Annotated in this window: 19 protein-coding genes; 13 read left to right on the top strand and 6 right to left on the bottom strand. The window is 70.2% G+C overall.

The window, feature by feature from the left end; translation table 11 throughout:
* Positions 1–161 precede the first annotated feature (161 nt).
* Genes AC507J_RS13035 through AC507J_RS13050 form a run of 4 tightly spaced genes read left to right on the top strand, consistent with a single transcriptional unit; the run spans position 162 to position 3,631 of the window.
* The gene (locus AC507J_RS13035; RefSeq protein ID WP_496289395.1) at positions 162–686 is read left to right on the top strand and encodes a sigma-70 family RNA polymerase sigma factor; all 525 of its coding nucleotides are present in this window, start codon (positions 162–164) and stop codon (positions 684–686) included.
* Entirely contained in the window at positions 670–1,770 is a 1,101-nt protein-coding gene (locus tag AC507J_RS13040; protein WP_496289396.1) for a hypothetical protein, read from the top strand. Before AC507J_RS13035 ends, AC507J_RS13040 begins: the two co-directional genes overlap by 17 nt.
* Complete coding sequence (locus tag AC507J_RS13045; RefSeq protein ID WP_496289397.1) at positions 1,767–2,783, top strand: ABC transporter ATP-binding protein; 1,017 nt, start codon at positions 1,767–1,769, stop codon at positions 2,781–2,783. The genes AC507J_RS13040 and AC507J_RS13045 overlap by 4 nt, the downstream gene beginning before the upstream one ends.
* Positions 2,783–3,631 carry an ABC transporter permease subunit gene (locus AC507J_RS13050; protein WP_496289398.1) on the top strand — a complete coding sequence of 283 codons (849 nt, stop codon included), beginning with the start codon at positions 2,783–2,785 and terminating at the stop codon, positions 3,629–3,631. The genes AC507J_RS13045 and AC507J_RS13050 overlap by 1 nt, the downstream gene beginning before the upstream one ends.
* Here the strand turns inward: AC507J_RS13050 and AC507J_RS13055 are convergent.
* Complete coding sequence (locus AC507J_RS13055) at positions 3,553–5,034, bottom strand: aminotransferase-like domain-containing protein (RefSeq protein ID WP_496289399.1); 1,482 nt, start codon at positions 5,032–5,034, stop codon at positions 3,553–3,555. The genes AC507J_RS13050 and AC507J_RS13055 overlap by 79 nt on opposite strands.
* Between AC507J_RS13055 and AC507J_RS13060 the strand changes: the two genes are divergently transcribed.
* The 3 genes from AC507J_RS13060 to AC507J_RS13070 are packed head-to-tail and all read left to right on the top strand — an operon-like array spanning position 5,033 to position 9,649.
* On the top strand, positions 5,033–6,004 hold the full coding sequence (locus AC507J_RS13060) for a DMT family transporter (protein ID WP_496289400.1): 972 nt from the start codon (positions 5,033–5,035) through the stop codon (positions 6,002–6,004). The genes AC507J_RS13055 and AC507J_RS13060 overlap by 2 nt on opposite strands.
* 3 nt (positions 6,005–6,007) lie before the next feature.
* A complete protein-coding gene (locus AC507J_RS13065) occupies positions 6,008–6,469 on the top strand; it encodes a hypothetical protein (protein ID WP_496289401.1) in 462 nt (153 codons plus the stop codon).
* Positions 6,470–6,499: 30 nt separating this feature from the next.
* Positions 6,500–9,649: an HD domain-containing protein gene (locus AC507J_RS13070; protein ID WP_496289402.1), complete on the top strand. Its 3,150-nt coding sequence runs from the start codon at positions 6,500–6,502 to the stop codon at positions 9,647–9,649.
* A 21-nt stretch (positions 9,650–9,670) separates the two neighbouring features.
* On the opposite strand, the gene AC507J_RS13075 is transcribed toward AC507J_RS13070, so the two are convergent.
* Positions 9,671–10,486, bottom strand: a complete 816-nt coding sequence (locus AC507J_RS13075; RefSeq protein WP_496289403.1) for an SAM-dependent methyltransferase — start codon at positions 10,484–10,486, stop codon at positions 9,671–9,673.
* 233 nt (positions 10,487–10,719) lie between these two features.
* Between AC507J_RS13075 and AC507J_RS13080 the strand changes: the two genes are divergently transcribed.
* Genes AC507J_RS13080 through AC507J_RS13090 form a run of 3 tightly spaced genes read left to right on the top strand, consistent with a single transcriptional unit; the run spans position 10,720 to position 14,347 of the window.
* Positions 10,720–12,396, top strand: a complete 1,677-nt coding sequence (locus AC507J_RS13080; protein ID WP_496289404.1) for an extracellular solute-binding protein — start codon at positions 10,720–10,722, stop codon at positions 12,394–12,396.
* Entirely contained in the window at positions 12,396–13,427 is a 1,032-nt protein-coding gene (locus AC507J_RS13085) for an ABC transporter permease (protein ID WP_496289405.1), read from the top strand. The genes AC507J_RS13080 and AC507J_RS13085 overlap by 1 nt, the downstream gene beginning before the upstream one ends.
* Positions 13,424–14,347, top strand: coding sequence for a carbohydrate ABC transporter permease (locus AC507J_RS13090; protein WP_496289406.1), 924 nt, complete (start codon positions 13,424–13,426; stop codon positions 14,345–14,347). Before AC507J_RS13085 ends, AC507J_RS13090 begins: the two co-directional genes overlap by 4 nt.
* Before the next feature lie 14 nt (positions 14,348–14,361).
* Here the strand turns inward: AC507J_RS13090 and AC507J_RS13095 are convergent, their stop codons facing one another.
* Positions 14,362–15,834, bottom strand: coding sequence for a helix-turn-helix transcriptional regulator (locus AC507J_RS13095; RefSeq protein WP_496289407.1), 1,473 nt, complete (start codon positions 15,832–15,834; stop codon positions 14,362–14,364).
* Positions 15,835–16,029: 195 nt separating this feature from the next.
* On the opposite strand from AC507J_RS13095, the gene AC507J_RS13100 reads away from it, so the two are divergent.
* The 3 genes from AC507J_RS13100 to AC507J_RS13110 all read left to right on the top strand — a co-directional run bounded on the left by AC507J_RS13100 (position 16,030) and on the right by AC507J_RS13110 (position 18,792).
* The gene (locus AC507J_RS13100; RefSeq protein ID WP_496289408.1) at positions 16,030–17,451 is read left to right on the top strand and encodes a thrombospondin type 3 repeat-containing protein; all 1,422 of its coding nucleotides are present in this window, start codon (positions 16,030–16,032) and stop codon (positions 17,449–17,451) included.
* A 190-nt stretch (positions 17,452–17,641) separates the two neighbouring features.
* Positions 17,642–17,980, top strand: coding sequence for a PadR family transcriptional regulator (locus AC507J_RS13105; RefSeq protein ID WP_496289409.1), 339 nt, complete (start codon positions 17,642–17,644; stop codon positions 17,978–17,980).
* Complete coding sequence (locus AC507J_RS13110; RefSeq protein ID WP_496289410.1) at positions 17,977–18,792, top strand: hypothetical protein; 816 nt, start codon at positions 17,977–17,979, stop codon at positions 18,790–18,792. The genes AC507J_RS13105 and AC507J_RS13110 overlap by 4 nt, the downstream gene beginning before the upstream one ends.
* 4 nt (positions 18,793–18,796) lie before the next feature.
* Here the strand turns inward: AC507J_RS13110 and AC507J_RS13115 are convergent, their stop codons facing one another.
* From AC507J_RS13115 to AC507J_RS13125, 3 genes are all read right to left on the bottom strand, one after another.
* Positions 18,797–21,661: a discoidin domain-containing protein gene (locus AC507J_RS13115; protein ID WP_496289411.1), complete on the bottom strand. Its 2,865-nt coding sequence runs from the start codon at positions 21,659–21,661 to the stop codon at positions 18,797–18,799.
* Entirely contained in the window at positions 21,658–23,100 is a 1,443-nt protein-coding gene (locus tag AC507J_RS13120) for a family 43 glycosylhydrolase (RefSeq protein WP_496289412.1), read from the bottom strand. Before AC507J_RS13120 ends, AC507J_RS13115 begins: the two co-directional genes overlap by 4 nt.
* Before the next feature lie 80 nt (positions 23,101–23,180).
* Entirely contained in the window at positions 23,181–25,337 is a 2,157-nt protein-coding gene (locus AC507J_RS13125) for a DUF6055 domain-containing protein (protein ID WP_496289413.1), read from the bottom strand.
* Between the last annotated feature and the right edge of the window lie 15 nt (positions 25,338–25,352).

Here is a 25,352-nt window from a genome sequence, read left to right on the forward strand (position 1 = left end):
TCGTAGGTATGGAGGAGGAAGCTGGTCCCAGCGGACCAGGACAGATTCGGGTGGCCGCCGCCGCGCCGGCGATCCGGCCCGGAACCGGCCGTGCCGGACCCGTCCGGTCCGCGCTCGGTCGCGCCGGGTCCGCCGGGCGGACCGAGCGAAGGGAGTACGGCGTGAGCGCTTCGGCTCCGGTGGGCCGCGACGGTGTCCGCGCCGACCTGGAACAGGTGTTTCGTACCGTATATCCGCGCGTGGTCGGGGTCGCCGCCCGGGTGCTCGGCTCCCGCACCGAGGCCGAGGACGTGGCCCAGGAGGTGTTCCTCGCGTTCGGCCGCTCCTCGGTGCCGGCGGGGCAGGCCACCGGTTGGTTGTCGGTCGCCGCGGCGCACACCGCGCTGAACCACGTCCGGTCGCACCGCCGCCGCGCCGCCCGGGAGCAGGTCGCCGGAAACCAGGACGACGTCTGCCCCGACATCGCCGACGCCGTGGTGACCCTCGACGAGCGCCGCCGGGTACGCGCGGCGTTGGCCCGGCTGCCGCGCCGGCAGGCCGTCGCCCTGGTGCTGCGGCACAGCGGTCTGAGCTACGCCGAGGTCGCGGCCGCCCTCGAACTCTCCCTCGGCAGCGTGGGCACCACCGTGCGACGCGCCGAGTCCGCCCTACGGAAGGAGTTGAACCGCCATGCGTCATCCGAATGAGGGAACCCTGCGCCGGTTGCTGGACGAGCCGGCCGGCGTGGCCGACGCCGACCGGGAGCACATCGCCGGCTGCCCGGTCTGCCGCTCCGGGCTGGCCGCTGTCCGACGGGACGCGACGCTCACCGGCGCGGCACTGGACGTGCGGGTGAGCACCGATGTGGCGGCGGGATGGCAGCGCCTGTCCCGCGCCATCGACGGCGACCGGCTGCCCACGCCCGCCCGGCAGCTGTCCGGGTACGGCCGGGTGCCCCGGTGGCGGGCCGCGCTGGGCAGCCCGGTGGTCGCCGTCGCCGCCGTCGTCACCCTGGTGGCCGGGGCCGGCGCGGCAGCCGCCGCGAACTGGTTGCCGGTGTTCCACACCGAGCGGATCGCCCCGATCACGCTGCCCCAGGCCGACCTGGTCGCGCTGCCCGACCTGTCCGCGTACGGCGAGGTCGAGCTGACCGAGCGGGCCAACGTACGCGAGGTCGCCGACGCCGCCACGGCGAAGCAGGTCACCGGGCTGGCCGTGCCGCAGGTCGACAAGTTGCCGCGCGGCGTGACCGGAGCGCCCGCGTACCAGGTCGGCGACCGGATGAGCGCGATCTTCACCTTCTCGGTGGAGAAGGCACGGCAGACGGCGGCCACTACCGGCGAGCCGCTGCCTTCGCCGCCGGCCGGTCTCGACGGTAGTCAGTTCCGGCTGACCGCCGGCCCCGGCGTCGCCGCCGTCTGGTCGCCGAACGGAGGCGTGCCGGCACTGATCGTGGCCCGCGCGGTCGCCCCGACCGCCTACTCCTCGGGCGTTCCGTTCACCACCGCCGTCGACTACCTGTTGACCCTGCCGGGGCTGCCGGAGAACGTCGCGTCGCAGCTGCGCGGCTTCTCCGGTGACGCGACCACGCTGCCGCTGCCGGTGAACGACCGGTACCTGACCGCCACCGCCGCGCAGGTGCACGGCCAGCCGGCCACGGTGCTCGCCTCCCGCGACGGCGTGCTGGCGGGGGTGGTCTGGGTGCAGGACGGCACCGTCACCGCCGTGGCCGGCTCGCTCAGCTCCGACGAGGTGCTGTCGGTGGCGCGCGAGCTGCGGTGGGACCGGTGAGCGCCCGCCCCACCGCCGCGCCCGACGGCGCCGATCCCGGCCTGGACGGCGGTACCGGTCCCGCCGTGGCGGAGGTCGAGCGGCTGCTCGCCAAGCTGCCGCCCTCCCCTGCCGTGTGGTGTTCGGGCCTGCACAAGCGGTACCGGCGGCGGATTGCCGTCGACGGGGTGTCCTTCACCGTCGGCCGGGGTGAGGTGGTGGGCCTGCTCGGACCCAACGGTGCCGGCAAGACCAGCGTCATCAAGATGCTGCTCGGTCTCGTCCGGCCCGACGCCGGGGAGGTTCTCCTGCTCGGGCGCCCGGCCCGGGACCCACGGGCCCGCAGCCGCGTCGGCTACCTGCCGGAGCTGTTCCGGTATCAGCCGTGGCTCACCGCGGCGGAGGTACTGGCGCTGCACGTACGGCTGGCCGGCGCGGTGGTGCCGCAGCGGGAACGAGCCGAGTGCCTGGCCGCCGTCGGCCTGGCCGACCGGGCCGGCGACCGGGTGGGTGGCTTCTCCAAGGGCATGCAGCAGCGGCTCGGGCTGGCCGTCGCGCTGGTGGCCGGCCCGGAACTGGTGATCCTCGACGAGCCGACCAGCGCCCTGGATCCGCTCGGCCGCGCCGACGTGCGGGACCTGCTGCTCTCCCTCCGGGCCCGAGGGGTGGCCGTCCTGCTCAACTCGCACCTGATCGGCGAGGTCGAACGGGTCTGCGACCGGGTCGTCGTGCTGGACATGGGGCGGGTCGCCGCCGCCGGCACCCTCGCTGAGCTGCTGGGCCGCCGCGAGCTGCGGCTGCGGCTCGACGGGGTGGACGCGCGGGTGCAGGCCCGGTTGGCCGCCGCCGGAGAGGTCACCGGCAGCGCGGACACCTTCACCGTCACGCTGCCCGCCGATCCGGATCCCGCTATCGTGCCGGACCTCGTGGCCGACCTGGTCGCCCTCGGGGTACGCGTGCACGCCGTCGAGCCGGGACGGATCAGCCTCGAGGAACGTCTGCTGGACATCCTGCGTACCGGAGGTGACAGGTGATGACCGTCCGGACCGTACTGACCATCGCCGGCCTGACCCTCCAGGAGGCCGCACGTCGCCGGGTGCTGCGTTCGCTCGCGGTACTGACGGTCCTCCTGCTCGCGCTCAGCGCCTGGGGGTTCTCCCGGATCGACGCCGAGTTCGGCGGGCTCACCAGCGGCGAGGCGCGGCTGGTCGCGTCCCTCGTGCTCAACCTGGTGATGTTCGGCCTGAGCCTGATCGCCGCGCTCGGTACGGCGTTCCTCGCCGGCCCCACCCTGGCCGGCGACATGGAGTCCGGTGCGGCGTTGGCGATCCTGGCCCGGCCGGTACGCCGCTCGGCGGTGCTGCTGGGCAAGTGGCTGGGGCTGGTCTGTTTCGGCGCGGGCTTCGTGACCGTGGCCGGACTCGCTCAGCTGCTCGTCGTCAAGTTCACCGTGGACTACTGGCCACCGGCGCCGGTGACCGGTCTGGCGTTGCTCGCCGCGCAGACCACCGTCCTGCTCACCCTGGGTCTGCTGCTCTCCAGCGTCAGCTCGCCGATGGCCTCGGGCGTGGTGGCCGTCGGCCTGTTCGGGTCGACCTGGATCGCGGGCGTGGTCGGCGCCTTCGGCACCGCCCTGGACAACGAGAGCGTGGCCCGGGTGGGCACCGTCTCCCGGATGCTGCTGCCGACCGACGGACTGTGGCGTGGGGCGATGAACGCCTTCCAGGACCCGTCCATGCTGATCGAGTTCGGGCCGGTCATGCAGGGTCATCCGTTCCTGGGCGAGGCCGCCCTCACCGGCACCTATCTCGCCTGGGCCGCACTCTGGGTCGTCCTCGTGCTCGGGCTCACCGCGGTGGTCTTCCGGCGTCGTGACCTGTGAGCCGGGCCCGCGGCAGGCATGGCGCGGGCGAGGCGGCGCACAGCCTCGTCCATGAGTTCCGGTGGGGCGGCGGCGTAGGTGAGGCGCAGGTACGGGGACGGCGCTTCGGCCGCGTACCAGGGGCGGCCGGGGAAGACGACGACGCCTTCGGCGGCCGCCGCGGCTGCCAGCGCGACGTCGTCGGTGCCGCCGGCCAGCCGGGCCCAGAGGTGCAGGCCGCCACGCGGAACCGGCTGCCCGTCGAGCAGTTCCGGCAGGTGCCGGCGCAGCGCGGTCAACAGCGCCTCGCGGCGGGCGCGCAGCGCGGTACGCAGCGCCCGTCGGTGCCGCGTCCAGGCCGGGGCGGTGACGAACTCGATCGTGGCCTGTTGCAGTGGGCCGGCGACGAAGAAGTCGTCGAGCAGTCGGGCCGCGCGCAGCCGGGCACCGGCCGGCCCTCGGGCGCCGAGCGCGGCGACCCGCAAACCCGGGGCGGTGGACTTCGTCAGCGAGCGCAGGTAGACGACGTGCCCGTCGGGATCGTCGGCGGCCAGCGGTGCGGGCGGCTCCCCGTCGATGGTCAGATCGCGGGCGTAGTCGTCCTCGATCAGGAAAGCGCCGGCCTCGCGTACCGTCTCGGCGACCCGGGCCCGACGGTGCTCGGCCAGGGTCGCGCCGTGCGGGTTTGCGTGCAGCGGCTGGCAGTAGAAGAGCCGGGCACCGGTACGGGCGAACGCGGCGGCGAGCTGGTCGGGTCGTACGCCGTCGGCGTCGGCTGGCACCGGCACCACCCGCAGTCCGGCCGCCTGGGCGGCGGCCAGCGCGCCCAGGTAGGTCGGCGCCTCGACGAGCAGGGCGTCACCGGGTACGGCGAGCGCGCGCAGCGCCGTGGAGAGCGCGGCCTGCCCACCGGGGCAGATCACCATGTCCTCGGCGCGCAGCCCACCGCCGACCTCACGGGCGAACCAGGCACGCAGGTCCGCCCGCCCCTCGACCGGTCCACGTTGCCAGGACGCGGGCTGCCGGGCGGCGCGGGTGAGCGCGGTGCCGAGCGCGGCGGCGGGCTGCAACTCCGCGTCGAGATAGCCGCCGGAGAGCGGGATCGCCCCGGCCGGCGGTAACGCCAGTAACGCCTGCATCTCCTCCTCGCCGGGGCGGCGGGCGCCGAGCGCGACGGTCTGCCAGGCCAGGTCGGGTGTGCGGTGCCGCTGCGGGCGGTCGGCCACATAGGTGCCCCGGCCCGATCTGGTCTCGACCAGCCCCTGCGCCACCAGCTGCCGGATCGCCTCGGCGACGGTGACCGGTGAGGCCTGGTGCCGGGCGGTCAGCTCGCGCACCGAGGGCAACCGCGTGCCGGGTGCCGCCGCGACCGCCAGCCGGCGCAGATCTTGGATAACACGCCCGGCTGCGTTACCGTCTTTCATGAGAGTTCATAGTAGCGCTACCGTCGAGCCGGCGGTAACGGTGCAGCGGGCGGTGGGCCTCACCCTCGGCGCGCTGGGCATACTCGCGTTCAGCATGTCGCTGCCGGCCACCCGGGTCGCCGTGCAACAACTCGATCCATGGTTCGTCGCGTTCGGCCGCGCCGTCGGCGCGGCGCTGCTGGCCTGGGGCTACCTGCGCGTCACCGGCGCACCGCTACCCAGCCTTGGCCAGTGGCGCCGGCTGTCGCTGGTCGCCCTCGGCGTCGTGGTCGGCTTCCCGCTCTTCACCTCGCTGGCGCTGACCAGCCAGACCTCCGCGCACGGCGCGATCGTCATCACCGTGCTGCCCGCCATGACCGCCGTCTTCGCGGTCCTGCGCGCCGGCGAGCGCCCGCCGCCGCTGTTCTGGCTCGCCAGCGGCGGCGGGCTGCTGGCCGTGCTCGCCTTCCTGTCCGTCAGCGGCGCACTGCGCGGCAGCCTCTCCATGGCCGACCTGTTCCTGCTCGCGGCGGTCGCCCTCGCCGGTCTCGGGTACGCCGAGGGCGGCGCGCTCGCCCGGGAACTGGGCGGGGCGCAGACAATCTGCTGGGCCCTGCTGCTGTCGCTGCCCGCCACCGTGCCGATCACGACCGTCGCGGCGCTGGCCGATCCCCCGCACGCCGGCCCGCATGCCTGGTCGGCGTTCGGCTACCTCACCGTGGTCTCCATGTTCCTCGGCTTCTTCGCCTGGTACGCCGGCCTGGCCCGGGGCGGCATCGCGCAGGTCGGCCAGATCCAACTCGCCCAGCCGGTACTCACCCTGATCTGGTCGGCGCTGCTGCTCGGCGAGCACGTCACCCCGGCCTCGATCGCGGCCGCGCTTGTGGTGCTGGCCTGCGTCGCCCTGATCCAGCGCACCCGCGTCGGCCGGTCCACTGCGGAGCGTACGGTCGACGGATCTGTTGGTGCGCAGCGGATCGGTACGATCTGACGCATGCCGGATGCCGAGGACGTGTCGACAATCGTCGTCGAGCGGTACAGGTACATCCTCCAGCAGATCCACACGGTGAACGAGAACGTCTACCGGTTCTTCACCATCTTTCAGACCCTGACCACGGCGCTCGTCACCGCCGCGCTCGCGCTCTTCGTCGGCTATTCGAAGTGGGACATCAGCGCCGACACGGCTCGGCTCGGGATACGCGGCCTGCTCCTGCTGGCCACCCTGGTCGCCGCCTTCACCGTGCTGCTGGTGGGGGCCGGCGTGCTCTCCTGGATCGACTACCGGAGGGAGGAGTGCGAACTCACCGCGAAGTACTTCGACAGCGAGTTCCGCAGCCCACCCCAGCTGCGGAACTTTTACCGGTGGTACGAGACATACCTGGTGCTCTTCGTGGTCAGCGCCGTCGTGCTGCTCTGGGTGATCGCCGAGTCGGTGGTCATCCCGCGAATGTCCTGACTCGGCACGACTGGAGAACAGGGGTACGGCGTGGGGCTCTGGCAGGTCCTCCGGGCGGGCGGCAGCGCAGCGGACGTCGCCAATGTCGAAAAGCTCGTGGAGTACGCCGCGGGCAAGCTGATCCTGGTCCGGGAGACCTTCCCCGACTACACGATGCACGACCGGCAGCACGCCGAGAACGTCATCCGGCTGGTCGAGGAACTCCTCGGCCCGGAGTTGGACCGGCTCCGGCCGATCGAGGCGGCGATGCTGATCCTCGCCGCGTACTTCCACGACATCGGCATGGTCTACGAGCCGCAGGAGTTGGCCGACCTCGCCGACGACGAGGACTTCCGGCAGTTCCTGGACCACAACCCGGCCGCGTACGTCCGGGTCCGCCAGGCCACCGAGTTGCCGCTCGACGTGGTGGTCGACTACTGCCGCGCCCGGCACGCGGAGCGGGTCTCCGAGCACCTCTTCCAGCTGGAGCACGACACGCTCGCCTGGGATGGCGTCGGCATCGCCGACGGGCTGGCCACGCTCTGCCAGAGCCACAACGAGCCGATCGAGCAGCTGCGGTCCGAACGCTTCTCCACCAGCTTCCTGGCCGCCTGTGACCTACGGATGTGCGCGATCCTGCTGCGCCTGGCGGACATCCTCGACCTCGACCAGAGCCGCTCGCCCGCCGCCGTCTACACCCACCTGCGACTCGCCGAGGCGGCCGGTGGCGCCCGAGCGGTGAGCAACGACGAATGGTCGAAGCACCTGGCGTCGCGCGGCTTCCGGTTCCCCATCTCGCGGGCGCCGAACTATCCGCTGCCCTTCCTGGCCAGTCCCCGCAGACCAGCGGTCGAGCACGCCATCCGCACGTTCCTCGACGTGGTCGAGGAGGAGCTGCGCGGTAGCCGGATCCTGCTGGACTTCTGCGACAAACGGTGGCGGTCCCTGGCCCTGCCCGGCGCCATCGACCGCAGTGGCATCGTGAGCAGCGGCTACCGGTACGGGGAGTACCGCTTCTCGCTGGACCGGCACAACGTGCTGCGCCTGTTCATGGGCGAGCAGCTCTACAGCGATCCGTACGCCTTCGTCCGGGAGCTGCTCCAGAACGCCGTCGACGCCTGCCGGCTCAGCCTCTACCTGCACGACGCCGATCCCGACTCGATGCAGGTGCGGGTCTCGGCCTGGGAGGACGCCGACGGTAGCTACTGGTTCCGGGTGGACGACACCGGCAGCGGCATGGACCAGGGCATCGTGCAGCGCTACTTCCTCGGCGTCGGCCGCTCCTACTACCGCTCCGAGGAACTCAAGGCCGACATCCTGCGCAAGAACAAGCCGCGACAGAACTTCGAGGCCATCAGCCGCTTCGGCATCGGCGTGCTCTCCTCGTTCATCGTCGGCGACCGGATCGAGGTCTCGACCCGGCGACGGATGCCCGACGGCACGCTCGCCGTGCCGCTGCGCCTCTCGCTCGACGGCCTCGACGACTTCTTCGTCATGCAGGAGCAGCCGATGCTGCCCGCGCCGTTCCCGAGCCGGGCCGGCCGGGAGGCCGGCTACCGCAAGAGCCCCGGCACCAGCGTGGCGGTCCGGATCGACCCGACCAGGTCCGAGGTCACCCTGGAGCAGCTCATCGAGCGGGCCCGCGAGGCGTTCTTCTTCCCGCCGGTGCGGGTCTTCATCAACGACGTCGAGCAGCACGGCTGCCAGCACCGCATCCTCGACACTCCGATCATCGACCGGGCGGTCCGGAGCCGGGTCACCGGCGGGCCCGACAGGCCCGCCGGGCTCGACATCTTGGCGACCGGGACGTACACCGTCACGTACCTGCCGCTCGACCTCACCGCCCATTCGCCGTCACCGGCCGTACGCGGGCAGCTCGTGGCGATCGGCGTGGAGGCGGAGGGCGGCCCCAGCCTCATGCCGGCGCTGCCCGAGGAGTTCACCCGGGACATGCCCGAGTCACTCGTGCGGCAGTTGGACACCTGCATCGATTGGCGTGGGCTGAGCCTGGATGGCGACGGCAGAACCGTAAGCATCCAACTGCGGTGCCAGCGGGATGCCATCTTCGGACTGCGCAACTGGCTCGGGTCTGGGGAGCGCCAACACCTGGATCCAGGGCCACACCTGGGAAGACTGTTCCGCGTCATCGACTCACGAATGGACAGACCGCCCATCCAGGCGAAGTTCCCTACCGATCTGGCAGGAGTCATCGGGGACGGCACGGCACTGACCCGGGGGCACACCTGGCTCGGGCACAACGGAATAGGCGTCACCACCCGCCTGGAGTCGCCGGAAAATCCATTCCAGCAGACGGTTCGACTGTATGAGCACTCGTCATCGGATTTTCTGATCCTCGGTTCGGTCGGTCTGTTCGATGAGCTGAGACCGGATGTGTCGGTCTCCCGCGACCTGCTCCGCGGTTTCGCCTTTCCTATCTGGTCCGCGCTGCACCTGGCCGTCCGCCGCGCCGCAGCACCCTACCTCTCGACGCCACACCGAGCACTCGCCGACCGGATCATGCAAACCTCGCTCCTTCCCGGGCTCGCAACCCCACAGCCGACCGCCGAGGAGATGACGAACGATCCGTTGTGGACCGAGTGGTGCAATGAGCTGCTCTTGGACTCGTCACGGTCCGGCCGCAGCAGCGCCACAGAGCTTCGAGAGCTGGCCGCCGAAACGCCGCTTGACGTGCTGATCCCGCGGTTCGGTCCAAAGTACCGGGCAGGTCGGGATTTTTATCCGGCCTTGATGCAGCCAGCGCTCGTGGCGCTGACGCTTGACGTCGGCATGGGCGACCCACAAAACGATGACTATTCCCGAACTTGGCATCTGACGGTTGGCAGTGCCCGCCCGCCAGCACGACCACCGGGGCTCGCCGTGCTACCGCCATTCGCCGTGCTGCCCTACGCAGCGCCTGATGTACTGGCCGACGACGGCTGGCCCGCCAATCTCCGACACCCCATCGTCGCCTGGTTCGCCGAGAACGCCGCCCTGCTCAAGGCCGAGCACCCGGCCATCTTCACCCGGTTCCTACGCGCTTTGACCGGCGAGAACATTCGAGATGGTCGCTACGACGGTTCGAGGGCCGAGTTGCTCAACGCCGCGCTGGATCGGATTCGGCGCAGCATGTCGGATCTGCCTGCGGCGTTGTACGCCGAGGTGTACGCGGATCCGGAGGGGCGGCTGTGGTCAAGACCGTGACCACAGCCGCCCCGCCCCGGGTTACGGCTTGCGGCCGACCGCGCAGTACTGGTCGATCTCCTCGGGCGCCGGGTTCGCGGCGTCGGGGCGCCAGCGGGTGACCGAGACGACGCCGGGCTCGACCAGCTCCAGGCCGTCGAAGAGGGCCGCGATCCGCTCCGGGCTGCGCAGGTGGTACCTGGGGTTGGCGGAGATGTTCCAGATCCGTACGGCCTCGGTGACCGCCTCACTTGTGTCGCTGCCGTCGTACATCGCCAGGTAGCTGCCGGAGGGCAGCTTGGCCATGATGTTGTCGATGATCGACTTGGCTTCGTCGTCGGACTCGACGTGGCCGAGGATGCCCATCAGGATGAGGGCGACCGGCTGGTTCAGGTCAAGCGTCCGCGACGCCTCCCGGAGGATCGTCTCGCTGTCCCGGAGGTCCGCGTCGATGTAGTCCGTCGCGCCCTCGGGCGTGCCGACCAGCAGCGCGCGGGCGTGGGTCAACACCAACGGGTCGTTGTCGACGTAGACGATGCGCGCCTGCGGGTTGACCGACTGGGCCACCTCGTGGGTGTTGTCGGCGGTGGGCAGGCCGGTGCCGATGTCGAGGAACTGCCGGATGCCGGCCTCGCCGGCCAGGTAACGCACCGCGCGGGTGAGGTAGGCCCGGGAGAGCCGGGCGTTCTGCGCGAGGTGCGGCAGGTTGGCGATGATCTGGTCGCCGACCTCGCGATCGGCGGCGAAGTTGTCCTTGCCGCCGAGCAGGTAGTTCCAGATCCGGGCTGTCTGCGGCACACCGGTGTCCAACTTGGGCCTGTCCTGTTCGTCGCCCGCCACGGCGGTACCGTCCACCACGATCGCACCTCAGTCTTGTCTGGACCAAAAGTCGAGTACCACTCACAAGCTTAAGCCACCCAGCGCAAATCCCATCCAGCCGCCGGGATGCCACCGGGGCGCCCGCCGCGCGTCGCGGCCACCCGGGCTCTTGCCGGTGTCACGGCCGTCGATTAGTTTGTTTAGCATCCAGACGAAGTCGCGCACTCGTGCGCGTCGGTTCGCGACCGAGCCCTTCTCGAAGGGGAAGACCGATGACATATCAGCACTCCGGTGCGAGGAGCAGCCGCCGCACCTTCCTCGGCCTGGCGGGCCTCGGCGCGGCCACCGTCGCCGGCGGCCCACTGCTCGCCGGCTGCTCCGAGAAACCGGCCGGCAGCGGCACCGCGCAGAACCTGGACGCCTTCGCCGACATCCTGCCGGCGCAGAAGGACCTCGCCAACAGGATCGCGCCCGACATCATCGGCACCCGCCCGGTGCCGGACGGATACACCAAATATCCGAGCAATCTGGTCGACCTGATCACTGAGAAGCCGGGCAGCAGCGGCAAGGAGATCACCGCGATGACCCCGCAGTGGGGTCCCACACCGCCCGGAATCGCCCAGAGCGCCTACCTCCAGGCGGTCAACGCTGAGCTCGGCGTTCCGGTCAACTTCACCATCCAGGACGGCAACACGTACGCGGACAAGCTCAACGCCATGTTCGGCGGCCGCGACGTCCCGGAGCTGCTCTGCGTGCCGGGCTGGGAGGTGGAGAAGATCCCGCGCTTCGCCGAGGCCATCGGCGTACTCTTCGAGGACCTCACCGACGCCCTCAAGGGTGACGCGGCCAACGCCTACCCGACGCTCGCCGCCTTCCCCACCGGGGCTTGGCGGCACGCCATCTGGAACGGCCGCCTCGCCGCCGTGCCCAACCCGACCGACGGGCCGTTCCCGTGGGCGATGTTCACCCGCAAAGACCTGCTGGACGCCCGCGGCCTGACCGTTCCGACCTCGCTTGACGAACTGCTGGCGATGGCGAAGGAGGTCACCGACCCGGCGAAGAAGGTGTGGGCCTTCGACGACGTCTTCGCCATGATCCAGATGTACCACAAGGTGCCCGGTTCCAAGCAGGGCTGGCGGCTGACCTCCGACGGCACCCCCGAGTTCAAGTACGAGACCCCGGAGTTCCGCCAGGCCCTGGAGGTGATGGCCAAGATCTACCAGGACGGCCTGGTCCACCCGGACATCGTCGCCAGCAGAGGTGCCGACGCCGCCCAACTCTTCGCCAAGAACGGCGCGATCGTCTTCAGCCGCGCCGGTATCGGCATGTGGCAGCCGGCCCAGGCCGAGTACCAGAAGGTCAACGCCAAGCTCAACATCCAGCCGGTGCCGATCTTCTCCGCCACCGGCGGCGACCCGCTGGTCTGGGGCGACGACGAGCCGATCTCGTTCACCTTCGTCAAAAAGGGCGTCGGCAAGGAACGTCTTGAGGAACTGCTGCGCGTCATCAACTGGTGCTCCGCCCCGCTGGGCAGCCAGGAGGCGCAACTGCGCGACTACGGAGTCGAGGGTAAACACCACACCCCGACCCCGGACGGACCACGCAAGACCGACCTGGCCTTCAAGGAAATCGCCAACCAGTACTTCTTCATCAGCGGCCGCAACCCGGCCATCGGGCCGTTCCCGGACACCCCCAACTACGTCCCGGACCTGCTGACCTACTCAAACGAGATGGTGAAGTACCTGGAGAAGGACCCCTGGTACGGCGTGAAGCTGGAGATGCCGGCCGCCTACAAGGCCAACCAGGTGCCCACCGAGGACCGGTTCAACGACGTACTGCGCGGCCGCCGGCCGCTCTCCGACGTCGAGTCCATCGTGCAGGAGTGGAAGGCCAACGGCGGCGAAGAGGCCCGGCGCCTGCTCGCGGAGTCGCTGCCCAAGGGCAACTGATGAGCACCAGTCACGCACCCTTCGAGGCCGGGACCGACAGGTCCCGGCCCCGCGGGGCGAACCCGCCGGCACAGCCGCCCGCGCGCCGCCCCGGCCATCGCCGGATCCCGTTGCGGGCCCGGCTGCGCCGCGACTGGCAACTGCTGGCCATGGTCGCCCCGGGCTTCGTCATCCTGCTGGTCTTCAGCTACGTGCCGATTGTCGGCAACGTCATCGCCTTCCAGGACTACAACCCGTACCTCGGCAGCAACCCGCTGGAGGCATTCGTCCAGAGCAACTGGATCGGCTTCGGGCAGTTCCAGCTCCTCTTCGAGGACCCGAACTTCTGGGGCGCATTCCGCAACACCCTGGCGATCACCGCGTTCCAGTTGGTGTTCTTCTTTCCGCTGCCGATCCTGCTGGCGATCGCGCTGCACAGCCTGCTCTCCAGCCGACTGCGTGGCTTCATCCAGACCGTCGTCTACCTGCCGCACTTCTTCAGCTGGGTACTGGTGGTCACCTTCTTCGTCGCCATGTTCGGCGGCGCCGGCCTGCTCGCGCAGACGATGCGCGAGGCGGGCATGGAGCCGTGGAACATCATGACGAACCCGGACACCTTCATCATCCTGGTCACCGCCGAGGCGGTCTGGAAGGACGTCGGCTGGGGCACCATCGTCTTCCTGGCCGCGCTCTCCACCATCGACCAGAACCTCTACGAGGCGGCGGCGGCCGACGGCGCCGGCCGCTGGCGCCGACTCTGGCACATCACCCTGCCCGGCCTGCGCCCGGTGATCGTACTGCTGCTCATCCTGCGGCTGGGCGACGCGCTCTCGGTCGGCTTCGAACAGTTCCTGCTACAACGCGAAGCCGTCGGACGACAGGCCTCCGAGGTACTCGACACCTTCGTCTACCACTTCTCCATCGCCACCGGAAACTACGGCTACGGTGCCGCGGCCGGCCTCTTCAAGGCCGCCGTCGGGCTCTGCCTGATCCTGGCCGCCAACAAGGTGGCACACCTGCTCGGCGAACGAGGGATCTACTCGAAGTCATGACCAGCACAGTCGCCCGGAAAGCGCCCCGCCCGCCCACCCGCCGACCGGTGTGGGAGGAGAAACCCACAGCGGTCGGCCAGGCCGGCAAGGCGCTGCTGCTCGGCCTGCTCGTACTCAGCGTGCTCTTCCCGCTCTGGGTGATCCTGGTGACCAGCCTCTCCAGCCGCGAAACCATCGCCGAGGCCGGCGGCCTCGTGGTCATCCCACGCGGGATCGACACCTCCGCCTACGAGACCATCTTCGCCGGCGGCGCCGTCACCCGGGCACTCTGGATCAGCACCCTGGTCACCGTCATCGGCACCGCCATCGCGCTGACCGTGACGGTGCTCGCCGCGTACGGCCTGTCCCGGCCGCGCTCACTCGGCCACCGGTGGCTGCTGGCGTACTTCCTGCTGCCGTTCCTGATCTACCCGCCGCTGGTGCCGAAGTACCTCGTGGTCACCGGGCTGGGGCTCAAGGACACCATCTGGGCGCTGATCCTGCCCCCCGCGATCAGCGTGTTCAACCTGGTCGTCGTCCGGGGCTTCTTCCAGGGCATCCCGCAGGAACTGCTCGACAGCGCCCGCATCGACGGCGCCAACGACTTCCTGACCCTGGCCCGGATCGTCCTGCCGCTGTCGCGGGCGGTGATCGCCGTGGTCGGCCTCTTCTACGCGGTCGCCTACTGGAACGTCTGGTTCGACGCCGTGCTCTTCATCGACAGCAACGACATGTATCCGATCCAGCGGGTGTTGCAGAGCTACCTGCTGGCCGGGCAGGCACCGAACACCTCCGGCGGCAGCAGCGGAGTCAGCATGCCGCCCACCGAGGCGATCAAGATGGCGGTGGTCATCGTCACCCTCACCCCGATCGTCGCCGTCTACCCGTTCATCCAGCGGCACTTCGTCAAGGGCGTCCTGATCGGTGCCATCAAGGGCTGACCGGCCACCGGCAGTCAACCGACCGGCGGTCGGCGCAACAGGTGCCGGACCAGTTCGGCCCGGTTGCGCACGCCGAGCTTGCGGTAGATGTTGCCGAGGTGGAACTCGATCGTCTTGGTCGACACCGCCAGCCGCCCAGCGGCCTCCTGGTTGCTGAGCCCCTCCACCACCGCCGCCGCCACCCGGCGCTCCGTCGCGGTCAGCCGGACAGCCGCGCCCGCCGCCACGGCACCGCCCGTCCCGCCGACACCGTCCGGCGCGTCGGGGCTACGGCTCGGCGGTGAATCGGCAGGCCAGACCGCCTCGGTTACCGATGCGAGGTCGACGGCCACCCGGGCGAGCAGACCGGCCGCGCCGGTCGCCGCGTACTCGCTGCTCGCCAGCTCCAGCAACCGGATCGCGTCGACCCGCCGGCCGAGGCGGGCGTGCTGGGCACCGAGCAGCCACGCCAGCCGCGCCCGCGACAACCGTTCCACCGGCCGGTTCAGCCCGGTGAGGGCGCGTTCCAGCCAGGCCATCGACGCCCGGTCCTCGGGGCTCGTGATCCACGCTCGCCAGGCCGGCAGCGCCGGCGCGCCCGGCCAGTCCAGGGACGGCTCCCCGACAGTCTCCAGAATGGTCCGTGCGGTGGCGGCGTCGCCGCGCAACGCATGGTGGGTGGCGAGTTCACAGCGGTGCTCGAAGACCAGGCCCGAGTTGGAGCCGATCGCCGAGTCGACCAGCCGCCCGACCACACCGACCCACGCCTCGGCGTCGCCACTGGCCAGATGCAGGGCGGCGGCACACTCGGCGATGTGGAAGCCCACCCACGCCGAACCTGACCGGGCCGCCAGCAGCCGCGCCGAGGCCAGCTGGCGACGCGACTCCGCCAGGTCACCGCAGAGCGCCTCGCACTTGGCCAGCCACGACACGATCTCGGCCTGAAGGTCGAGCCGGCCGGCCTCGATCGCGTACGCGTGGGCCCGGCGCAGCGTCACCCGACCACGCAACAGCTCCCCCGACCACGCGTCGCCCATGCCGAGCATCGTGGTGAACCGGGCCCGGCGCGCCGGCTCGGTCGCCTCGTCCGGCACCCACCGCTCGACCAGCTCCGCGAAGTCCGGCCGGATGCGATCCGGCCGCAGGGCGCTCAACGTCGCGATCATCGCGCACTCCACGTACAGCGGATCGTCGTGCGGGACCGCGGTGGCGAAGAGGCGCAGCGCGTGGTCCGTGTCGCGGGGCGCGATCCGGCGTCCGGTCCGGGCGCCGACGGCGCAGGCGATCGCGTGGTGCAGGAACTCGACCTCCGGCTGCGCCGAACGGGTACGCAACTCCCCCAGCCGCCGCACGATCGGCGGCAGGACCGTGGGCTCGGCCGTGCGCGACAGTGCGACGAACGCCTCCGCCACCAGGCGGGCGGCGGTCACCGGGTCGTTCGTCTGGTCGGCGGCGGCCAGCAGTTGGTCGGCATCCTCCGGCTGCGCGGCACGCCGGTCGAGGTCCACGTTGGCCACCTTCGTCGAGCCGGTACGGCAGGCACACCCTAGCTGGGGTTTTTCCCAGGCTGGGGAGGGCCCGACCGGTTGCCGACACAAGGACTTCGCCGAGGCGGCGCCGGTGCGACCGTACGCCCCATGATCCCTCGTCACCGTGCAAGAGCGGCGTTGGCCGCCGCCATACTCTTCGCCATACCCCTCTCGTTGACCACCATCAGCACCGCCGCCTCGGCGGAGAAACCGTCCCAGCGGGCCAAGCTGTCGTACGCCCGGTTCTGCGACCCGACCGGCTGTTACCTCTCCTGGCGGGTGGCCGACAGCGACCGGGACGGCTTCAGCGACGCCGACGAACTCGCCGCCGGCACCGACCCCTGGGACCCGCAGAGCACCCCGAGCCTCCAGGTGGTCGCGGAGCTGGCCTCGGTCAACAAGTTGCCGACCTTCTCGTACGGGCGCGGCAGCTTCATCGCGTTCCCCGAGGAGATCCTCAAGCTCAAGGAGGAGGCGACGAACCTGCCGGCGCTCGGGATCTTCGCGATGCCGGTCCGGCAGGACACCTACACCCGGTTGGGCGTCGACCTGAAGCAGTTCGACGAGCTGAAACTGTCGGTGCGGCGCGACGGCGTCGCGATCGGCCGCGGCAAGATCTCGCAGAGCATCGGCGATCCCCTGAGCGGTTCCCTGGTCACGCCGTTCGATTCGCACTTCGTGGAGTACGAGCGCGGCGTGACGGGGCAAAGCCCCGCCGCGTACGGCGGCGTCGTGAAGACCGAGAAGGGTGGCTGGTTCGACGACTTCGACTACCAGCTGCACTACGCCGACGGATCGCGGGACGTGGTGGACCTGGTGCCGGGCGGGTCGACGCGGAACCACTTCAACGCCGACGGGTCGCGCGGCAACACGGTCCTGCACCAGTACGAGGAGCGGGGTGAGCCGGGCGACCTCTACATCGAGGAGAGCACCACGGTCTTCGACGCGCACGGACGCCTGGTCAGCGAGACCACCTCGAAGACCCATTCGACGAAGGGAAAGCTCGACACCTGGCTCGAAACGATCTACTACGTCTACGACGAGGACGGCAAGGAGGTCGGCACGATCAAGGTGGAGTCGGTCATCTTCAACAGTTCGACGCACAGTTCCGGCAGCCAGACCATCACCACCTGCGACGCGAGCGGCAGCTGCGACGACGGCGTCAACATGTACTACGACTCCGACGACAAGCCCGGCGGTGGCGGCGAGCACGGCGACGACGGAGGGGACGACGGTGGTGGTGACGACGGGGGTGACGACGGCAGCGGCCACGGCGACCCCGAGGACCATGGGTACGTCAACCCGGACTACTCCGGTGACGTGGTCTCCATCCTCAGCGGCAGCGACGGTTTCACCCGGATCCTCGGCACGAACATCACGCCGGTACGCAACTGGACGCCGAAGTACGCCGACGGCACCATCCCGGAGAACAAGCTGACCGGCATCATCTACGTCGACGACACCGCCAACGCGTACAACACGGTCTTCTCCGAGCCGCGGATCACCGGGGCCCAGCCGGAGCATGTGCCCGGTCTGTCCCAGCCCTGGCTGAACGGGCCGCCACCGAACACCGGCGGCTGCGGCGGTCTCTGCTGAGCGGAGTCGTCTCCAGTCGAGTCCAGGTGCCGCCCGTCCCCACCCGGACGGGCGGCACCTGGCGCGTTCAGCTCTGGTCGCGGGTGTCACATCGCGTAAGGCATCCTAGGAGGATAGGTGGAAGTACGTCGACCACGGCAGGCGCCGGGCTTGTTTCACCTACCTTCCACAGTGGCCTAGACTGCCGCCCATGGGAGACGGGCCGGTCCGGATCACGCCGTCGATGCTCGACGTCCTGGAGGCGCTGCTCAACGCGGACGGATTCGAGCTGCACGGATGGGCCATCGCGAAGGCAACCAAACTCGGTAGCCCCACCGTGTACAAGATCCTTGAACGGCTGACCGATGGCGGACTGGCAACGGCCCGCTGGGAGGATCGGCATCCGGAAGAGAACCGGCCACGACGGCGGTTCTACGCTCTCACCCCCACCGGCCGGGCGTGGGCAGTCGGGGTGCTCCGGCAGCGCCGTCCCGCAGCGGCGGCATCCGGCCTGCGGTGGGCACACGGCTGCCTGGGCATTCAGCGGTGAAGACGGTCATCGCCATCCTCGTCGGCATCGTTGTCAACGAGCTGTGGGATCTCTCGTCCGCACCGGCCCGCCGGATCGTCCGGATCGCCGCACGCTGGTGGGCCCGGAGCCCTGACGAGGCGGAGATCTACGCGGAGGAATGGTGCGCGTACATCGACGACCGACCCGGTCGGCTTCTCAAGCTGGCGACCGCGCTGGGTCTGCTCGGCGCGGCCACGTACCGCGCCGGCTGCCGCCAGATCAACCGCCGTCTCGTGCAGCGGGAGAAGGTCGCGTTCGTGCAGCGACCGTGGCTGGTGGCCTCCCGCCAGCGCCTCGGAAGCCTCTTCAAGAGCGAGACGGCACGCCTGTGGTATCTGGTCATCAGCCTCGCGGCGACGGCGATCGGCAGTGGCGTGACCGCCGCCGCGCTGGACTCGCGCTGGGGGCTACGGGTGCTGATCCTCGGGTACTGCTTCGTCGGGCTGGGACTGATGTGGATGGTCGCCGCCATGGTCACCCACATCTGGCGGGAGACGCGCTACACCCGCGAGTTCCGGCACCGCCTGGACTCGTGGAGCAGCCCGGACACGTGGGAGTTCGAGAACCTGTCCTGGTACCCACCCGAGTTCTTGGTGCCGTCGGTCGGCGCCTGGCCGGCGGAGTCGGCCCAGCTGCCGCTCGTCCGCCCCTACGTCTATTCGACCTGGTGCCCCTGGTCGCCGGAGCAGGTCGTCGCACCGCTCATTCGGCCGTACATCCACCAACTGGCGGTCGCCGACGCACACCCGGCGGTGGGCAGGTGCGCACCTGCCCACCGCGCTGGTCGCTGACCGTTCAGCCGGCCGAGCGGCCCGATGGGGGCGGTGCGCCGCCCCGGGCGTACAGCTTCAGCTCGGTCAGGCCGGTGCGGAAGCCAGCGGCGTGGGTCACCTGAATCCGGATCCGCTGGGTGCTGACCGGGGTGAACCGGACCCGGTTGTGGTTGGCCCGGGGCGTCGCCGGGGTCCGCACCTGACTCGCGGCTGTCAGCCAGGTGCCGCCGTTGAGGTACTGCACGGTGTAGGCGGCGGGCGCCCGGTAGCGGTTGCCGGCCCGGTCGTCGCGGAAGTACAGCCAGGCGTCATCGACGGTACGGGTCTGGCCGAAGTTGACCTCGTACCAGTCGGTGGCGTTCGGCGAGCCGGTCGTGCCCCAGATCGGCGCGTTTGTGGGGAATCCGTCGACCGCCGCGCCGGTGGCGGTGCCCGAGGCGGTGTACGACGCCGACGTGGTCGCGCCCTGCGCCAGGTTCGGCGTGGTCGAGGTCAGGTCGACACCCGCCTTGGCGAACACGTCCACCATCCGGGGGCTGTTGTGGCTGACCTGCTGCGGCGCCTGCAAACCGGCGAAGGCGGCGCTGAAGGTGGTGCTGCCGCCCGCCGGCAGGGTCACCGACCCGGTCGACGGGTTGTAGAGCACGCGGGTCAGCCGGTCCACGGTGGCCACCCGGGTGCCGTTGAGGTAGACGGAGTAACCCTGCGGGACGCCCGGGTAGCGGGTGACCCCGTCGGCCGGGTCGTCCCAGACCACGCTCAGGTTGGCGTTGCGGTAGCGCAGGTTGTTCACCGCGAAGTGGGACCAGCCGATCGGGATCGGGTGCAGCTCGATTGTGGTGTCGTTGCGCGGCCGCAGGCCGGCGACGTCCTCGATGACCGTCCAGTTGCTGCTGCCCAGAATGTTGTGGTGGATCCAGGAGCGGTAGGTGATCGACGAGCCGTTCCAGTTGGACCAGAACTCGTTGGCGTCCGGCCACTGGGTGTTGCCGTTGACGTACTGCGCCCAGGCGTTCCAGTAGAGCAGCTTCTTGTAGTGCTCGGCGGTCATCCACTGGTTCGGGTAGTTGCGCAGCACCGAGGAGTAGAGCCGGAACTGCACGGTGGAGTTGATCGTGGAGAAGTTGTTGCTGCCGGGGTTGCCGGCGGCCGCCGCCGCGGCCTTGTCCCGCTGGTTGGCGGTATAGAAGGGGAAGATCGGATACTCGGCCGGGTCGTTGAAGAGCCGCAGCGCCTCCCGGTAGGTGGCGGTGTTCGGCATCAGCCCGACCGCGTACGGATAGTAGTTGTTGATCTCCTTCCAGGGCACGTGGGTGTTGGTGGCGACGTGCCGGTGCTCCAGCAGTCGCCGGCTCGGGTTCCAGAGCACGTTGACGATGCCGTCCCGGACCCGGTTGGCCAGGTTCTGCAACTCGGTGGCCTTGGTGGTGTTGCCGAGCAGGGTGTACGCCTGCGCGGCGGCCAGGGCGTTGCTGTACAGGTACGCGCCCTCGGCCCGGTCGAGGTTGCCCGAGCGCCAGTGGAACGAGACCGCGTCGGCGTCGTTGCCGGTCATCGCGCCCCAGTCGTACTCGATGACCCCGTTGTTGTTGGTGTCGTAGGTGGCGAGCTGGCCCTTGACGTCCATCTCGGCGTACCGGGCGAAGTTGTGCAGCATCGCCGGCTGCCCGCCGTGCAGCTGGTACGCCCGCCAGGCAGCCTCGGAGAGGTACTGCGTGTAGCTGTTCGACCAGTTCTCCGGGTCACCGGGATTGTCCATGAACCGGCCGTTGGCCGAGGACTGGCCGACCGACAGCCAGGGTCCGTACGAGAAGATCGGGTTGCGCAGGTACTTCAGGTCGTCGACGTGCATCGGCTGGGTCAGCACGATTGCGTTGTTGTACCCGGTCACCCCCTCGATGGAGGTGGGGAACTGGAAGTCCTGCCCGGGGATGTCGACGTCCAGGTGGTTGAAGCGCATCAGCCACCAGCGGTAGTAGATGTTCTTCTTGATCGCCGGGTCGGGCACGTCGAGGTACGGCACGTTCTCCGCCCACCAGCGGTGGTAGTCGCGTACGTGGGTGGCGAAGGCGGCGGCCGGGGTGGCGTTGCGGTAGCTGGTGTACTCGGTCAGCGACTCGGGGATCTCGTCGGTGACGACGCCCAACTGGACCTTGGTGGTGACGCGCTGGCCCGCGCCGAGGGTGACCGAGCGGGTCAGCGCGCCGCCGCTGACGGTGAACCCGTCGCCGGAGAGCCGCGGCCGGATGGTGGTCAGGTTGTTCTTCACCTGCCGGCTGCCGGTCAGCTCGGTGCCGCTGGCCGTGGTGGCGTACGGCGAGGTGACCCGCAGCTGCACGGTGCTGCTGGCCGAGCCGGTGTTGGTGAGGGTCAGGTTGGTCACCGCGACGTTCTGGTGGGTGATGAACTTGGTGACCTCGGCGCGCAGCGATCCGCCGGTGTGCACGCTGCGCCAGTGGCTGGGCGCCTGCCAGCGCTGCGCCACCTGCTCGCTGAGGGTGCCGGAGCCGACGGTGATGGTGTAGGCGCCCTGGCTGCTGATGTTGTCCCAGTAGGCGGTGTTGCCGCCGAAGCCGATCACCGACGGGTTGTGGGTGGACATGAACAGGCCACGCCCCCGGGTCATCAGCCAGGTACCGGCCGGATCGTTGCCCGGACGGGCCAGCAGCCGGTCGATCCAGAAGTCGGTGCCGGCGCTCTCCGCGTCGTAGATCGCCTGCATGGTGTTGCCGGTGGAGTAGCCGACGGGTGGGGCCGGCACGGCGGGGCCGGTGAAGGTGGGATAGCCGATTGTCTGCTCGGCCCGCGCGGGCGCGCCGGAGACCACAAGCGTGCTGGCCACCAGGGCCGCCGTGACCAGGGCGGCCAGGCCGGAACGTCTGCTCATGCGCGGAACGCCATCCATTCCAGGACTCCCGTGGAGTAGCCGGTGCGGGACGTGATGTTCAGCCGCAGCCGGGTCGTGCTGACCGTGCCGAACGTGGTGACGTTGTAGGTGTCACCGGCCACCCCGCAGCTCGACTGGTTGGGCACGTTGACGTACGCACTGCCGTTCCAGTACTGCACCTGGCAGGAGGCGGGCAGGTCGATGCCCTGGTTGTCGTCGAACCAGTAGGTGGCCGTGCGGTTGATGTGCTGCGCGCTCGGCCAGCGGTACTCGATCCACTGTGTGCCCTGCTCGGGCCAGTTGCCGTAGGCCAGGTTGGTGCGGTCGGCGGAACTGCTCGGTGTGCCCCCGTTGTTGATCGCGGCCAGGCTCTCCCAGGACGACACGTACGAGGTGTACGCGGTCGCGCTCGGCGCGAGGTTGACGTCGGTGGGCGGCGGGGTGCCGCCACCCGGGTTGGGCGGCGGGCCGGTGCTGGTCTGCACCACCGGCTGGATGGTGCCGTCGGCGTTGAAGTACATCCGGTCCACCGCGACCGAGCGGCGGAAGTTGCCGCCGCCGGGGGCGTTGGCGTTGTGGTAGACCAGGTACCACTGGCCGTTGAGCTGTGCCGCGCCCGCGTGGTTGGTGGTCGAGGAGACCTGGCCGAGCAGCACGCCCCGGTGCGTCCACGGGCCCATCGGGTTGGTCGCGGTGGCGTAGCGCTGGCAGGCATAGCTCGACGAGGTGACGCAGCCCTGGGTGTCGTTCGCCGCGTAGAGCAGGTAATAGAGACCGTTGCGCTTGAACATGAACGGCGCTTCCCAGAAGTTGGTGAGCCCCTGCGGGGTGACCACCGAGCCGACCGTGTCGATCATGTTGCTGGCCAGCCGCACCGCCCGGGCTCCCCAGTAGCCGCCCCAGTACATGTACGCCTGGCCGTCGTCGTCGACGAAGACGGTCGGGTCGATGTTCAGCGGGCTGGAGTTCGGGGTGCTGTCGCTGATCAGCGGGCCGCCCTTGGCGTCGGTGAACGGGCCGAGCGGGCTGTCGGCGACTGCCACGCCGATGTTCATCCAGCCGGGACCGTTGCCGTTGACCGAGGTGTACCAGTAGTAGCGGCCGTTACGGTGCTCGACCTCGCTGGCCCAGGCGTCGGCGCCGGCCCAGCCGAAGGTGCCGATGTTGGCCCGCGCGCCATGGTGGGTCCAGTTCGCCGCGTCGGTGGTCGACAGCACGTGCCACTCGCGCATGACGAAGTTGTTCGTGCCCGTCGGTGCCTCGTCGCGACCGGCGTAGACGTACATCGTGTTGCCGACCACGAGCGGCGCGGGGTCGGCGGTGTAGATGCTTGTGATGATGGGGTTGGCGGCCGAGGCGGGTGGCGCGAGGGCCACGCTCGCGGCCAGGGCCGCGACGCAGCCGGCGGCCAGCGCGCGGAGCATGGGTCGTCGTCGCATGGGGTCTCCTGATCGGGACGGGAACGGGACGGGTGGCGGCGGTGCGACGTCGCCGACGCCGCACCGGCAGAGCGCCGGCCTCAGCGGGCCTGGCAGCTGAGGGTGGGCGCGGTGTTTGTCGTGCCGGTCGAGCCGATGAAGCCGAAACTGGTGGTCGCGCCGGGGGCGAGGGTGCCGTTGTACGCGGCGTTGGTCGCGGTCACCGTCGACCCGTTGCCGGTAAGCGTGGCGCTCCAGTACTGGGTGACAGCCTGGCCGTTGGCGAACGTCCAGGTGACCGTCCAGCCGGAGATCGCACCGCTGCCCGCCCGGACGGTCACCTCGGCCTGGAAGCCGCCCTGCCACTGCCCGGTGATCGCGTAGCTGGCCGTGCAGCCGCCCGCTCCCGGAGTGGGCGTCGGGGACGTCGGCCCCGGCGTGGCGGTCGGGGTCGGCGGGGTCGGGTTGACAGTGGGCGTCGGGGTGCCGCCGCCGAGGGCCAGTTGGGCGTCGGTGAAGAGGGTGTACGGCGGGTTGATGTCGGTCTCGCCGGGGCCGCCGTCGCAGCGCCGATCCGGGTTGAAGATCAGGTAGGTGCCCGAGCTGCACGCCGTCGCCGGCTCGGCGTCGCCGCCGATGATCACGCTGCCACCGAGATTGGCCCCGCCCTGGACGAGCGCGTTGTTCTTGACCACCGCGTTGCCGCCGACGGTGGCACCGCTGTTGATCCAGGCGAGGTCCTCGACGCGGGCGTTGCCGGTGACGGTGCTGTTGCCGTATACCGCTGCGCGTGGGCCCACGTAGGCGGTCGCCGCGACGTTGGCGCGGGCGTCCACCCAGCCGCCGCCGTTGCTGTGCCACCGGCCACCGCCGGGCGCGGCCGGTCGTACGTAACCGGGTTCGTGGCCGGCGGGAACCGCCCCGCTGACCCGGAACTGGTACGGGTAGCGGTAGTTGCGCGGGTAACCCTCCAGGAAGGCGTACCTGTGCACCACGCCGGGCGTGCCGGTGACCACCAGGTACACCTCCCGCTCGCCGGGTTGGGTCTGGAAGCTGATCTCGGCGTCGGTCGCCACGGTGAGCGGCCCGTACCGGGGCACCCCGTTGCGGAGCGCCACGAAGCCGAAGGTCCAGCCGGAGTTGGCAGCGGCGTTGACGTGCCCCCGCAACCGCAACCGGATCAGGCCGCCGTCCTGCTGCGGCACGAGCTTGATCTTGTTGTAGCCGTAGTCGGAGGGAGCCAGGGCGTCCGGGATGCGGAAGTGGCCGGCGGCGGCGTTGACCGCGTCGACCGGTACCCCGTTGTAGGCGGTGATGAAGGGGTAGAGCCGGTTGATGAAGGGCATGAAGTCGGCCCGGTTGGCGTAGTCCCAGGTGACATTGCGCTGGGCGTACTCGCCGACCCGCCGGTTCAGTTCGGACTGGGTGATCCCGGCGATCCGCCGGTACGTCTCCAGCGGGTGCTCGGTGTTGCGGGCTTCGTTCCACAGCCGGTTGAACATGGCCAACCCGTCGCGCTCCTTGATGTACTGCAACAGCATCCAGGCGCCGTAGTGGTGCCGGCTGCTGCTGTAGGCAAGGTTCTCGGTGCGGATGAACCGGGTCAGGTCGCCCGCCGCCGTGGTCGGATAGACCTGCATCGCCATGAACTCGGCGCTGGCCTCCCAGAACGTACCTGCCGAGGGGTGCGTGAAGCCGTATCCCGAGCGGCCGAGGAAGGTGTAGTTCTGGAACACGTGGGCGAGTTCGTGGGCCAGGCCCCATGAGCCGGGTTGCGCCGCCCCCGGCGCGATGTTGATCACGCCGACCCGGCCGTCGGTCGAACCGCCGGTGGCCCAGGCGTCCAGTGGAGCGTTGGACCAGGTCCGGGTCACGATCACGATGATCTTGTGCTGGGCGAGCAGCCCGGCCTCCGGGGTGAAGCGCATGTCGTTGATGTAGTAGGAATAGAGCCGTTCGAGTTGGTCGAGGACGTTGGCCGGGTCGAACCGGTATTCGCCTGTCGCGTTACGCGGGTCGGTGCCGGACCGATCACCCCAGAGCAGGATGAAGTTGGCCGACTCCCGGGTGCGCTCCGGCACCCAGGGCACCTCGCCGGTCTGCGTCCACCGCGCCGGAATCCACACCGTCTTCGCCGCGGCAGCGGCCGGTGGCGGGTTGGCCACCACGGTCGGGATCGCCACCGCCAGCGCCGCGGCGATCACCAGCAGCCGGCGGCGCCAGCGGAGTCCGGCGGAGCCCTGCCGAGTCACGGTCATCTCAACTCACCTCTG

This window comes from Micromonospora sp. PRAS1 (genome assembly GCF_059553435.1).